The 12,611-nt window shown below is 58.7% G+C and carries 11 protein-coding genes; 8 read left to right on the top strand and 3 right to left on the bottom strand.

Annotation, left to right across the window (positions count from 1 at the left end; translation table 11 throughout):
• Positions 1–11: 11 nt before the first annotated feature.
• Positions 12–233 carry a DUF2188 domain-containing protein gene (locus RFM40_RS23905; RefSeq protein ID WP_320252965.1) on the bottom strand — a complete coding sequence of 74 codons (222 nt, stop codon included), beginning with the start codon at positions 231–233 and terminating at the stop codon, positions 12–14.
• Between the two features lie 153 nt (positions 234–386).
• Between RFM40_RS23905 and RFM40_RS23900 the strand changes: the two genes are divergently transcribed.
• The 5 genes from RFM40_RS23900 to dgt all read left to right on the top strand — a co-directional run bounded on the left by RFM40_RS23900 (position 387) and on the right by dgt (position 3,507).
• Complete coding sequence (locus RFM40_RS23900; protein WP_320252964.1) at positions 387–713, top strand: helix-turn-helix domain-containing protein; 327 nt, start codon at positions 387–389, stop codon at positions 711–713.
• Positions 710–1,606 (top strand): ImmA/IrrE family metallo-endopeptidase, encoded by an 897-nt coding sequence (locus RFM40_RS23895; RefSeq protein WP_320252963.1) that lies wholly within the window; start codon positions 710–712, stop codon positions 1,604–1,606. Before RFM40_RS23900 ends, RFM40_RS23895 begins: the two co-directional genes overlap by 4 nt.
• Positions 1,607–1,636: 30 nt before the next feature.
• Entirely contained in the window at positions 1,637–1,927 is a 291-nt protein-coding gene (locus RFM40_RS23890; RefSeq protein ID WP_320252962.1) for a ribbon-helix-helix domain-containing protein, read from the top strand.
• The gene (locus RFM40_RS23885) at positions 1,924–2,148 is read left to right on the top strand and encodes a hypothetical protein (protein ID WP_320252961.1); all 225 of its coding nucleotides are present in this window, start codon (positions 1,924–1,926) and stop codon (positions 2,146–2,148) included. Before RFM40_RS23890 ends, RFM40_RS23885 begins: the two co-directional genes overlap by 4 nt.
• 411 nt (positions 2,149–2,559) lie before the next feature.
• On the top strand, positions 2,560–3,507 hold the full coding sequence (gene dgt / locus RFM40_RS23880) for a dGTP triphosphohydrolase (RefSeq protein ID WP_320253017.1): 948 nt from the start codon (positions 2,560–2,562) through the stop codon (positions 3,505–3,507).
• Here the strand turns inward: dgt and RFM40_RS23875 are convergent.
• The gene (locus tag RFM40_RS23875) at positions 3,458–4,408 is read right to left on the bottom strand and encodes a hypothetical protein (protein ID WP_320252960.1); all 951 of its coding nucleotides are present in this window, start codon (positions 4,406–4,408) and stop codon (positions 3,458–3,460) included. The genes dgt and RFM40_RS23875 overlap by 50 nt on opposite strands.
• A gap of 1,076 nt (positions 4,409–5,484) precedes the next feature.
• Here RFM40_RS23875 and RFM40_RS23870 point away from each other — a divergent pair.
• Together RFM40_RS23870 and RFM40_RS23865 are read left to right on the top strand one after the other, a co-directional pair.
• The gene (locus tag RFM40_RS23870) at positions 5,485–6,270 is read left to right on the top strand and encodes a GGDEF domain-containing protein (RefSeq protein WP_320212922.1); all 786 of its coding nucleotides are present in this window, start codon (positions 5,485–5,487) and stop codon (positions 6,268–6,270) included.
• A gap of 383 nt (positions 6,271–6,653) precedes the next feature.
• The gene (locus RFM40_RS23865) at positions 6,654–6,956 is read left to right on the top strand and encodes a DUF982 domain-containing protein (RefSeq protein WP_320212921.1); all 303 of its coding nucleotides are present in this window, start codon (positions 6,654–6,656) and stop codon (positions 6,954–6,956) included.
• 283 nt (positions 6,957–7,239) lie between these two features.
• On the opposite strand, the gene RFM40_RS23860 is transcribed toward RFM40_RS23865, so the two are convergent.
• Positions 7,240–8,250 carry a putative bifunctional diguanylate cyclase/phosphodiesterase gene (locus tag RFM40_RS23860; RefSeq protein WP_320252959.1) on the bottom strand — a complete coding sequence of 337 codons (1,011 nt, stop codon included), beginning with the start codon at positions 8,248–8,250 and terminating at the stop codon, positions 7,240–7,242.
• A 2,053-nt stretch (positions 8,251–10,303) separates the two neighbouring features.
• Here RFM40_RS23860 and RFM40_RS23855 point away from each other — a divergent pair.
• Positions 10,304–11,473 (top strand): IS110 family RNA-guided transposase, encoded by a 1,170-nt coding sequence (locus RFM40_RS23855; protein WP_320251625.1) that lies wholly within the window; start codon positions 10,304–10,306, stop codon positions 11,471–11,473.
• Positions 11,474–12,611 lie beyond the last annotated feature (1,138 nt).

The raw sequence follows: 12,611 nt of genomic DNA, 5'->3' as shown, positions 1-12,611 counted from the left end.
CCTTTCAGGGTTTAGCCTTTCGGCGGATACGGATCGTTGCCGTAGGAATTGGAATCGCGGATCTGGCCATTCGGCCGGTGGATGACGACTTCACTATGCTGGTTGATGGCGATCTCACGCGCGGCTGAAATCGCATCGGCCTGCGTGGAATGCACCGAAGTGGCGCGGCTATTACCGGCACCTTGCACAGCCCACTGGCCGTTGTGAGGTACGACATGTTGATTCTTGCCCATAAAAAGCTCCATTAGTTGAGTTGCTAGACACTATCGTAAAGATAAATCTTACGGCGGCTTGCGTCAAGTCCCATATTATGGTCTTGTAAGCTGTGATCAGACGGCGCGGACGCAGAAGCGACCGCGTCGATATGACTCGTGGAAAGGACTTGTATGGTGGAGTTGGCTGTAAAATTGAAACAGCTGCGAATGCGAAGCGGAAAGTCGCTGCAGGAAGTGGCCGATGCGGTAGGGGCCTCGAAGGCTCATGTGTGGGATCTCGAACGCGGCGCGAGTAAAAACCCATCGTTGACCCTTATTAGGAGCCTGGCAGACTTCTACAGGGTAGGGGTAGCGGATCTGGTGGGTGAAAATCCCCGGGCACCGGAGGAAGATGCCGAACTGGTGGCGATGTACCGCAATCTTAGCGAGCTTTCGCCCGGTGACCGCGAAACCATCGCGCTACTGATGGAGCGGTTGAAAGCCAGTCGGAAACCATGACGGTCAGCCGAATCGATCTGGCCGATGCGGCCACTCCGGAAAAACTTGTTCTGGAGATTCTCAAGAACGAGCCCGGCCTCGCGATTCCTGTGCCGATCGAGGCTCTTGCCCGGCAGCTCGACATTGTCGATATCCTTCCGCTTGAAACAGACGGCTATGAGGGCGGGCTGATTACGCCCGTCGACAAGTTCAACGGGTCGATCCTGTTCAACCAGGCTAGCCCGCGGCGACGGCGCCGCTTCACGATCGCCCATGAGCTCGGCCATTTCCTCATGCCGTCCCACGTCCCGTCGGCTGAGGGACGGTTTTTGTGCCGGTTGCAGGATATGCTGGCGTTGAAGGCCAACGAGGCAGACCGCCGCATGAAGATGGAAGTCGAAGCGAACCGCTTCGCGGCAAATATTTTGATGCCGGCCCCACTTTTCCGAAAAGATGCGGCGGCGGGCAAGGATCCCGATCTTAGCCATCTGGTCAAGCTTGCCGACAAATACGATGTCAGCAAGGAAGCGGCCAGCCGCTCGTATGTGCGCTACCGGGAGGAGCCGGTGGCGGTGGTGATTGCCCGTCACGGCAAAGTCCTTCGGGTCTACGGTGACTATGCCAAGTTCCCGGGTCTTTCGGCTGAACGGGCCCGGCCGGTCTCTCCCTATTCGCTGCTGCGCAGACGAACCCATCAGGAGGGTGTACCGAGCGACATCGATGAGACCGATGCGGGGGTATGGATAGACGTCCAGCGGGGCCGCAAACCGCCCGCCCTCTACGAGCAGGTGCTGCTCCAGCGTGACGGTTTCGCGATGATCATGCTTTCGATGAACCCGCCTGATGAGGATGAGGAAGACCCGGAAGATGACTTGACCTCGGCTCAGCGCCTCAGGCGAAGGGTGGATCGCTGATAGACCGAGTATCGGCTCGCTGGCGCAGAATTGCTGCCCAAGCTGGCAATGGCAACACCGACCTTCGCGTATTACAAAGTTTATTCTTTATTTACCAATGGCGATTACGCTCTTGGTATGAGCAAAAAAATCATCTCGTTTCGTCTCGCCGAAGACGACTTGGCCATACTCGATGAGACCGCGCAACGATTCAATATGAGCCGGTCAGACGCCCTTAGCGCTGCCCTTCGCGCGTTCAACAATGATTACGTCAACGAGAACGGTACATTCGTGCGGCGCACTCCTTGGTGGCTTCAGACGCTCGGGGACGACACCAAGTGACAAAACTGGACGTCAACAGGCTGGTCTTGGTTACTGCGCTGATCTTGCTGGTGGTGATTGCCGCTGGATCTGGGTATCGGCTGGAGATCGGACCCTATGGCCTAACTTTCGAACGGGGCAACAACGCGAACACCGATCAGGCTAGTTTGCCCGACACTCGCACCCCACAGTCGGAGCCAAAATCACTTGGCATGGTGACCGGGTCAGCTAAAGCGAAGTGAACCTAAGGTCGCTTGTTTCAAATTATCTGCTTCAGCCATCTGGCGAAGGCGATCACGTTTCAACTCTGAGTAATTTTCAGAGCGCAGAATACTATGATCAGGCTTGATGCCGCCGAGCTGAATTCGGGTAGGGATGGGAGGGGAATGCTCATGGATTGGGAACACTTGCTCAGCAGCGAACGTTTGGGAGACACTGGTTACCAGGCGAAGCCAAATCGTTCCATCTTTGTGCAGGACTACGATCGGATCATATTCTCTGCACCGTTTAGGCGGCTTGCAAATAAGACGCAGGTGCAACCGCTATACGAGCACGATCACGTGCACCACAGGCTTATCCACTCCGTCGAGGTTGCGAGCGTTGGCCGCTCGCTGGCGATGGCGATTGGAAACTGGCTCGAGTAGGAGAACGAGATTGAGGCCGGAGAGGCGCATAGTCTCGCGAATATTGTGCAGGCGGCATGTGTCGCTCACGACATCGGGAACCCTCCATTCGGCCACTCTGGCGAGGAGGCCATGGGGGACTGGTTTGCCGATCAATTCTCTAGTTCAAATGACCTGATCAGTGAGGTCCCAAGCGATAGGCAGCTGGCCTTCAAGAACTTTGAAGGGAATGCACAGGGGTTCCGAATCTTGTGCCGGTTGGAGATGTATCGGAATGATGGTGGGATGCGGCTTTCCAAGGCCACATTGGGGGCGTTCACGAAATATCCTGTCACGGCATCCACGCGTGAGTCCGCGGCATCGGGAACGGCCGCGGGATACGTGGGCCTCAAGAAGTTCGGTATCTTCGACAGTGAACTTGAATCGTTCCGCGGCGCCGCCAGCACTCTGGGTCTGGTGGTGGAGAATCAGGGCGATAAAACGTGGTGGCGACGTCATCCGCTGGTGTTCGTTGTCGAGGCGGCTGACGACATCTGTTACAACATAGTAGACCTTGAGGATGCTTTTACGACTGGCGAAGTGGGGTACGACGTCGTGAGAGATATACTGTACGAAGCAGCTGGTAAGCCGAACCGAGATGTTTCCACATATACCGAGGCTGAAAACATCGCGATGCTGCGTGCTATCAGCATCGGAAAGGCGGTAGAGAGTTGCGTGGAAGCATTCAAGGAAAACTACGCCGCCATCATGAGCGGGAGTTTCTCATGGTCACTCGCGGACATCTGCAGCATGAAATCACTGTTCGAACGGATGAAGAAAGTTTCAAAAGATGAGGTCTTTACAGCTCGCCGGAAGACTGAGCTCGAAATCTCTGGACGCAAGATCATATGGAATGTGATGACGGGCATATTGCCAGTCTATGAAGATCTTAGGCGATCCGGCTGGAAGGAGGCAGGATTGACGGCCCATTTTCTATGAAATCCAGCGGGTCCACACTTTCCATCATTGCCCTCGCGAGCGACAGGCGCTCTTCCAGGCGCTGCCGCCGCTCGTCGTCTGTACTCTTCAGGCGCTCTTCCGCGTCCGCGAAAAAGCGCTCTACGGTCATCGCTCTTCCCCACCTGTCGATAATTTCCGCAAGTTGTTCACGGCTGTCTGCAAGAGCCTGAGCTGTTTTCCGGGCATCCTCTTGCCTTAGGTAGCGCTCCCACTCCTCCTCTCGCTCCTTTTTTCTCTTCGCCTCGGCCTCATCTGCAGCGGTCATAAGGCGTTGGAGGTTATCCTTGACCCCTTTCACGGTCTCGACGATTCTTGGGATAAGCTTGCCGAGTGTCTCCTGCTCCGTATCCTGCCAGCTAACGGACCAATCGACGCCCCCTTTCGGCGAATAGACAACGACCCGAAAGCGTCCCGACGGCATGTCCTGGTCTGTCGTCCAGGAATGCGTCAGCTGCCAGGGCTTGGCTGACCGGATGAGCCTGCTGTCTTCGCGATGATACTCACCATTGAGGTATCGCATCGACACTCGTTCGGTCATCTCGGTGAGAGCGAGCCCGATTGGCACCGTGTCGATATAGAAGACGGTCGGCCGGTCCGGAGCCCAGATGCTTCCGGAGTGATAGCGCCCGTATTTGCGATCCTTTCGCTCCACCTCCTGTTCCTTGATGTGGATGCGATGGAGGTCATCGGCGGCTTGTGCGATGTGAACCCGGTACCCTTGTTTATGCAGCGCGAGATAGAGGTCATTGGCGATCGAGAGTGCGCGCAACAGCGCAGCTTCAGAAGAAATCAGATCCGGCAGGATCCTTTTGTAGGGTCTGAGGAACTCGCCGTCTTTGACGTCCCGCGTTTTTCGAAAATGCTCTTCGACACCGAACAATAGCGGATGATGTGCTGGCCGATCAGGTTTCGCGGCGCGCCTGGCTTTGCGTGCTGCGATTTCTTCCGGCGTCCTCTTGCGCCGTGGCTTTGGGGCTGACGGCGTAATCTCGATGGTTTCATCCGATGCCTCCGCAAGCGTCGGCAGCTCTGCCGCAAGGCCGAGGGACTTGCGGGTCCAGTAGCCCGATCCAGGGTAAGGGACCCCATATTGCTTGCATGGCGGCCAGCACTGTGCCGGAAATTCCGAGCTCCGGGGCGACTTTGCTCAGCGGCCTGTCACAGACGCGCTTATAAAGCTCCAGACGTGTCAGTTGCATTAGCGATAGGTCTCAGTTCAATCGCGACCGATATCGTTCTGCCGGATAACGGCAGGCGCTGGATCTCGCCGCTTGTCCCCGACTTATCAGCGGTTTGGATAATTTTTGCGACGGCGGCGCTGGTCAGGCCACCCTTTTCGATGTTCGTCTTTTGTGCTTCGAAAGTCGCATAAAAGGCAGTCTGGAATTTGCAGAAATTTCCAGAAAACCGCCACCCTCTTCACGGTCTCAGATCGCGTCGAACCTGCCGGCATCGCCAAAATCCGCGGACGACTTTCCTTGGATCGGGGTTGCGCGGTGTCAGAGTCGCTTCGGCATCCAGGCTATGCATTGTTCCAGGCGTTCCAACCTAGCCTTTTGCGAACGAAGCTGGTGACCTACGTTAAGCAGATTGGATTTGCCTTTGGAACCAGCCGCATTGATCAATTCGGATTCGAGCAAAGCTATCCGATCGCGCATCTGCTGAGCCTCCGTCAATCGTATTTCTCTAATCCAGCCTAGGCCGCGCATATTCAACGATCACCATCCATGCAGCGTGGATTAGCATCCGAAAACTAACGCCAGCAGATCCGAAAAACTCGCATTTTAAGCGTTGCTAAAATTCGCCGCGCTGTCCTACGTTTGCACGCGTTCCCGACCGCAGATGACAGCACCTCTTTTCTCGCCCTTCTAGTTTCAGAATAATCTTAATTGACTTGGTAACGGCTCTTTCAGAGCCTCTAGCTAAAGAAACAGTGCCAATCTCCAAAGAAACAACATGACGCCTCGCGCCAAGCGTATTCTAGGCAAATCAATAGTCGTGACGATAATTGCAATCGTCGCGACCTTTGCTCTGTCGTTCACGGCAAGACTCGCCTTGCACATGCCGATCGATTGGCTGAGCTGGGTGGAATGCACCCTCATTCCCATCCTGATTGGAATGCCCGTCGGCGCCTACATCTTCGCCCAGTCGGAAACCATCCAAGACACCTGTGACAAGTTGGAGAAGTCGTATGCAGCCCTGAGAGAGACCCACGACAGGCTGGCGTTCGTGACTAGCCACGACCCGATGACGGGGCTTCTTAGCCGCGGCGGATTCATGGCAAGGATGGACAGGAAGCGCGATGAGGGTGAATACGACACGCTTCTCGTTATCGACCCCGATCACTTCGCCTTGTTCAATGACAAGCACGGACATTCCAAAGGTGACGAGGCCTTGGTTCGAATCGCAAAAGCGCTTGTCTATCTGACGCGCCCTGGCGATTCAATTGGGCGCCTTGGGGGCGAAGAGTTCGGGGTCCTGCTGCGAGGGGTCCGCAAAGAGCAGGCAATGACCATGGCGGAGAACATCCGCCGTCTTATCGAAGGGATGCCCTGGATCAAAGGACAACAGGACGATCTAAAGGTGACTGTCAGCATCGGGGGTGCGGAAATCCCTCCCAATGCAGATAGTCAGGATATCCTTCGCACAGCAGAACGATGCATTTTTGAAGCGAAACAGCGTGGCCGGAACCGCGTTTCGTTCGACTACGAAGCAACCAGATTCCGAGTCGTGACTTCATAGCCGACCTCGCTTCGGGCGGGTTCCTTCGGGTGCGGCGCTACTCAGTAAATCAACCATCGTGAGTTCAAAACGAGAGCCACACGCCGCAACAAATTGCCTTAAACGGAGCGCATCAAATTCCTGATGCCGTGCCAATCGGAAGCTATAGTCTTCGATTTGTACCAGGCTGCCTCAACGCGAAGGCGGTTGTCGGTTGCGATGATCCGCCGCTGTCCCCCAGCAAAGGCGGCACTCTACGAAATCCATGATTTCCCTCGGGCGCGACGCGGCTCCTTCCCATCAAGCCGTCATCGCCGTGACAACACATGCTGCGATAGTCGCAACCGACCTCGATCAGTGGCCTCTTACACAGACAAGCCGTTCAGCAGGTCGGAGGAAATGAAATGAACGCCGAAGTTTTCAGCAGCCCCATCTTCGTGAGGCGTGCCACGGTTATCGTGCAAGAGATTGCCGGCCTTGCGGACGCAATCGATTTTCTCGATGAATGGCCGGAAGATCGCAGAGACTTGATCCATCAAACCGCCCTTCGGGCGTGCTTTGACGCCCACGACGGGCACAAGCCTATAGGCGCGGCCCACAATGCCTTTCTCGGCTTTGCGAAACGGGCCGGGATTTTGGAAGACCCAAACTCCGCGATGCAATGGGTCGCTGCCTGCAAATCGGGAAGCGGAAAGGTGCAGGTGTAGACTGGCGCTTGGGTGAGATTGGTCGAAAGAAGGCAGCGCCGAGCCTTGGAAGCCGGCGCAACACAAATTCGCCAGTTCCATTGTGGCGCAGCCGGCGCGCCACTCGCCTTGCCGATGGCCGAGTTCATCGCCTTGAAGCAGAGCGGATGCGACTGGCGAGGCAGGTCAGGCGATCTTAATATCCGCTGCTCGGGAGCTCGCTGAATGGCGTCCTTCGTGACCTTTCGACGGCAGGGACGGCCAGACGGGGTAGGACCTTAGCCGAATCCCGACCTGACCCAAATCAATTCGCGCAGAATGGTTCGATCCAATCGCCACTTGCTCTGGACGCAGGCTGTCGACAGCACAGGTCGGCGATCCCGTTACGCGAGACGCGATGTCTCTTCGAAATACGCGCCGATGATGGAGGCGACACTCTTGCGGGCAACCGGCGGGCTGAACAGGAACCCTTGCAACTCGCCGCATTTTTCGGCGCGCAATGCCTCCAATTGCACGACCGTCTCCGCCCCTCGGCCGTGGTATCGATGCCGAGGTTGGTGCCGAGGCCGATGACGGCACGGACGATGGCGAGCGACTCTGGACACCGGCCGATCTCGCGGACAAACGACCGGTCGATCTTGAGGCGGTTGAATGGAACCTGCCTGAGGTAGCTCAGGCTGGAGTAGCCAGTGCCAAAATCGTCGAGCGCAATGCGCACGCCGAGCGATCGAAGTTGCTTGAGAATGGCGAGGTTGGTGCTGCTCTCGGCCAGCAGCACCGACTCCGTGATCTCAATCTCCAACTGGTGCGCCTCCAGCCCGCTGCCGGCCAGGGCCAGTCCTCCTCCGACGAGATTCCCTTTGCGGAACTGCACCGGCGAGACGTTGACGGACAGCACCAGATCGCGCGGCCAGGTTGCCGCCTCCCGGCATGCCATCGCAAATACCCAGCGGCCGAGTTCGTCGAGTTTGCCGGTTTCCTCTGCGATCGGGATGAAATCCGCGGGCGACACCATGCCGCGGCGCGGATTTTGCCAGCGCAGCAGGGCCTCGAACCCGCGGAGCTTTCCGGTTTGCGTCCGGATGATTGGCTGGCAATGCAACTCGAACTCGCGTTCGATCTCGGCGCCGCGCAGCTCTATCTCCAGCGCACGCCGCTCGCGCTGGCGCATGTCCATCCCGGCTTCGAACCAGCGGAAGGTACCCTTGTCCGATTGCTTCGCTCGACAGAGGGCGAGATCGGCGCATTTCAGTAGGCTGTCGATGTCGGCGGCGCCGTCCGGGACCAGCGCAGCGCCGATACTCGCGCCGATCACTATCTCGGCGCCGTCGACCTGAAGCGGCGGAGTGATCGGGATGTCAAAGCCAGTTTATCTTGCAGCTGGAGCCGTCCGCCGCCGACCGGGCTAGGCAACCCTGACCATCTCCATCCGGTCGGCGGCTTGCGTCTTCGTACTTTGCAAATATTGTAACTTGCGAACGAAGTAATAATCGCATTTATAAGTTGGCTACTTTGTCCAACTTTAAATAGCTTTGACAAAAATGTAGCCAATCACTTGTTCAGTTTCGGGAGACCCGAATGTCGTTTTGCCTACCTGACGGCCCCAATGTCGCCGTATAGGGCACGCCGTCAATGGTGAAATTCGTCTGCGGCCGAGACGAGCTCGGCAACACTTCCTTGTAGTGCATTCCGCGCATCAGGTCCATTGACGCCCGTTGATTGCCGTGTTGCCAGCCCGAGACGTAGATGTTTAGCTCTGGCACTGGAGGCGGCGCGTAAGGCATGTATGGTGCCCCAAAGATCGACGCTGCGGCGCCTTGCTCCCACGATGGGCCTGGCTGATTGACGCTGGGCGCCGGTGAAGGCGCACCCTGCCAAAAACTCGACGAGTTGGCCCCCCAATTCTGGGGCGGCGCCTGGTTCCATTGATCGACGCCCGCCCAAACCTCCGCCGAATTGTGACTGGGCGGTGGAGAGGCGCCGCGCCACCCTGCCTCCGTCGCATCATACGAGTCCCAAAGGTGGTCTTGATTGTAACTCGACACCCGCGACGGGGACGATTCGTGCTCTGGCTGATTGACGCTGGGCGCCGGCGAAGGCGCACCCTGCCAAAAACTCGACGAGTTGGCCCCCCAATTCTGGGGCGGCGCCTGGTTCCATTGATCGACGCCCGCCCAAACCTCCGCCGAATTGTGACTGGGCGGTGGAGAGGCGCCGCGCCACCCTCCCTCCGCCGCATCATACGAGTCCCAAAGCTGGTCTTGATTGTAACTCGACACCCGCGGCGGGGACGACTCGTGCTCTGGCTGTCTAGCGCTACCCTCCGCAGCCCCCGACGTACCCTCCCCAAGAGTCTGACGGTAGTTCTCAATCATGCGCAGCCCTGCCGCGACCCGCTTGTCACCCCCACAAAGTTCCTGGGCATAATTCTTGAGCGCCTCGCCGCTGACTCCACAGAGAGACAAGCCGTAAACGCTGTGAAGCCTGTCAGATAGCTTCCGGAGCCCGGAACCATATTCGACCACGGTATGACCCGCTATAGTGTTACCAGCCCGAGCGAAATCACCCGCCCTCTGGATGAGGTCATCGTCTCCAGGAGCGAACTGATACCGCCTCCCAGTGCCCGCCTGCGACGAACCCTCCCCGGAAGTCCCACGGTACCGCTTAAGCATGTTCAGCCCCTTCACGACTTGGCTTTCACCTGCGCACAGTGTGCGAGCATAGCTCTTTAGCGACTCGCAGCTGAGGCCAGAGAGAGACAACCCATAAACGTCGTGAAGCCTTTCAGATAGTTTCCGAAGGCCTGAACGGAACTGATCTACGGCCGCACGCCCAGATCTCTGCAACTCCATATTACCCGCGCTCTGGATGAGGTCCTCGTCTCCAGGGGCGGCCCTATACCTCCTCCCATGATCCGGAACGTTCGGCTGGGCCGCCCCTTCGAGGTGCTGCTCAAAGTGGCCTTGCGCAGCCTCCTCAGGTTGTTCCGCCTGCCCCGCCTGCTGCTGCGCCGCCAAGGCGAAGTACGCGTTCGGATCGAATCCAAATAGATTGAAGTTGCTCGGGTCCATCATAGTCTCCTAAGGTGCATGCATCACGTATGCATGGGCCCCAGACGCTACTCTGGTTAACTGTCCAAGAACTGACGAACGCCTACGGTCCTTCAGAAAACTGGACCAGTCCTTTTTGTCTGGTTCTTACTGCGCGCAATTAGCTCTAAGAATTCATATCGGTAGCACTCTCCGGTATCGAGTGCTAAAAAATTCGTGCCGCCCTCTGGAAATGCGTGTTTCAGATGATATGGGGCGAGCGGCGAGGGTGTGGCATCCTTCGGCGCTCCAAGATCATCCAGCAGAAGGAGCGTCCCCATGTCGCAATCTTTTGACGCGAGCCGGTCCCTTACCGCTCTTGAACAAGATAACACGATCGTCGCCGTCATCGAAATGAGCAAGGCGAAGTGGCTGGTCGCCGCGCTGGTTCCGGGCTTCAAGCGCCAGCCGCTCAAGAAGCTCGATGCCGATGCGCCAGCTCTGTTGAAACTGCTGCAGCGCTGGCGCGACGAAGCCGGCCAGGCCGGGCACCCGATCAAGCGCATCGCCGTCGCCTATGAGGCGGCTGGCGACGGCTTCTGGTTGGCGCGCTGGCTGCGGGGACAAGCCATCGAGGCCTACACCATCCACCCCGCCAGCGTTGCAGTGTCGCGCGAGCACCGCCGCGCCAAGACCGATCGCCTCGACACTGAGCTATTGATGCGTGCCTTTCTTGGCTGGCTGCGCGGCGAAAAGCGCCATTGCACCATGGCGGCGATCCCGACCATGGAAGAGGAGGACTCGCGGCGACCGAGCCGCGAGCGCGAGCGCCTGGTCGGCGAGCAGACGCGGCTCGTCAACCGCATCAAGGCGATCCTCGCCCGCTTCGGCATCCGCCACTTGCGGTTGAGCCTGCGCCAGGCTGCGGACAGGCTCGAGGCCATCCGTACAGCTGAGGGGACGGCGCTGCCGCATAACACCCGCGCCGAGCTCCACCGTTTCCTCGAGCGGCTCAGCCTGGTGCGCCAGCAGATCCGCGCCATCGAACAGGAACGGGAGCGCAAGCTCGCCACCGGCCCGGCGGCGGAAAACGACCCGCACGCGATGGTTCGCCTTATCGCACGCATCATCGGCATCGGCGTCGAGACGGCGGACATGTTGGTCCACGAGATCCTGTCACGCGGCTTGCGCGACCGCCGCGCCGTAGCGCGCTATGCCGGGCTCACCGGGTCGCCGGACGAGAGCGGCCAGCGCCGCCGTGAGAGGGGGCTGGCACGTGCCGGCAACGCCCGCGTGCGGCGCGGCATGATCCAACTGGCGTGGCGGTTTCTGAGCTTCCAGAAGGACAGCAACCTCGCCCAATGGTTCCAGGCGCGCACGAGCGACGGCCGCAAAACCACACGTAAGACGATGATCGTGGCACTCGCCCGCAAGCTTTTGATCGCCCTGTGGCGTCTCGTCACCACCGGCGAGGTGCCGAACGGCGTCGTCTTGCGTTTGGCATCATGAGGGCACGTGGAAAAGGAGAACAACGCATACCCCAATTGGCGGGCCTTTAGCAGGGTTTGCTGATGACGATCCGAGGTGGCGGCAACCCGAGGAATTACATGGTCTTTGAGCCGCGTTTCAGAATGGGCCCGCCGCCCGGAGCTTCGCCACCGATGCGCATGCTGCATCATGGTCGGATCATCGGGATCCACCGCATACAAGTCTGCCGCGCGACCTCCGCGCCTGCTCATGGCGAGCTCGCCTCGGAATCCATCAATGGGTCCCGCAGGAAGGCCCCACCCCGTGGCTAGGCAGCCTGCCGCCGTGCTCGTGACCGTCAAAGACAAGTCGCTTCGCGATGGCCTGCAGCCATCCTTGACCGTCACTGCGCGCGGCGGTCAGTCAGAAGGCCCAAAGGCCCGGGAGGAGGAGATGGTCGCCAATCGGGCCGAGAAGGAGATGAGGAAAACGAACCAGGATCAAGCTTGACAAATCATAGCCCCATACAGGTAATTCCCGGACAGCCTTTTCGCTAAATCTAGCACAGCGGTGGCGGACGCGGCATTATGACTCGGGCGTGTCGGGTTGAGGTGGGTGGCGGTTTGGCGTGCGGCATGATTCCATCAGACCATGTCGGAGCCACCCGATTCTCGAACGCTGACCCCTGCGGGCCTGCTCGACGTGATCGTGGCAGTTGCGGGCGGAGGTCGCCGGGCTTCGCGCCGCTAATGCGGTTCTGAGGGATGAGATACGGCGTCTGAAAGGTCTACCGCCGCGCCGACGCTGAAGCCGAGCGGGATGGAGCAGTCGTCCAAGCGGAGCTCGCCTGCGGCAACGGGTCCGAAGCGGGTGGTCCGCTATGGTTTTGCCCCGGTTACTCCCAGCCGACGACAGATAATTCTGGGCTCGGGCCCTCACGGCAACAGATAATTCCGGACGTTACATCACAGAACAGTTTCCAGCCGCCAGGGCGGCTTGAGCTGCTCGGAACAGGCAAGGGAGATACGATGGGTCCCTTTAGCAATATCAATCGGTCCCACGTCTCAGATTTCGCCCGCACAGACGATGCAGGCTCGCAACAGCAGCAGACCAACCAGGCGCGTTTTCAGGAGCATCTGAACGCGTTGCAGCCGGGCCAGCATCGGCAAGCTGTTCCAAA

The sequence above is a fragment of the Mesorhizobium captivum genome, from assembly GCF_033977165.1.
GTDB lineage: Bacteria > Pseudomonadota > Alphaproteobacteria > Rhizobiales > Rhizobiaceae > Mesorhizobium > Mesorhizobium captivum.
The sequence above is the reverse complement of the archived record's forward strand: the minus strand, read 5'-3'. Positions and strand labels throughout refer to the sequence as shown.

Coding starts and splice junctions, on each gene's coding strand:
- RFM40_RS23905 (WP_320252965.1), bottom strand. CDS start 233: ATGGGCAAGAATCAACATGTCGTACCTCACAACGGCCAGTGGGCTGTG.
- RFM40_RS23900 (WP_320252964.1), top strand. CDS start 387: ATGGTGGAGTTGGCTGTAAAATTGAAACAGCTGCGAATGCGAAGCGGA.
- RFM40_RS23895 (WP_320252963.1), top strand. CDS start 710: ATGACGGTCAGCCGAATCGATCTGGCCGATGCGGCCACTCCGGAAAAA.
- RFM40_RS23870 (WP_320212922.1), top strand. CDS start 5,485: ATGACGCCTCGCGCCAAGCGTATTCTAGGCAAATCAATAGTCGTGACG.
- RFM40_RS23865 (WP_320212921.1), top strand. CDS start 6,654: ATGAACGCCGAAGTTTTCAGCAGCCCCATCTTCGTGAGGCGTGCCACG.
- RFM40_RS23855 (WP_320251625.1), top strand. CDS start 10,304: ATGTCGCAATCTTTTGACGCGAGCCGGTCCCTTACCGCTCTTGAACAA.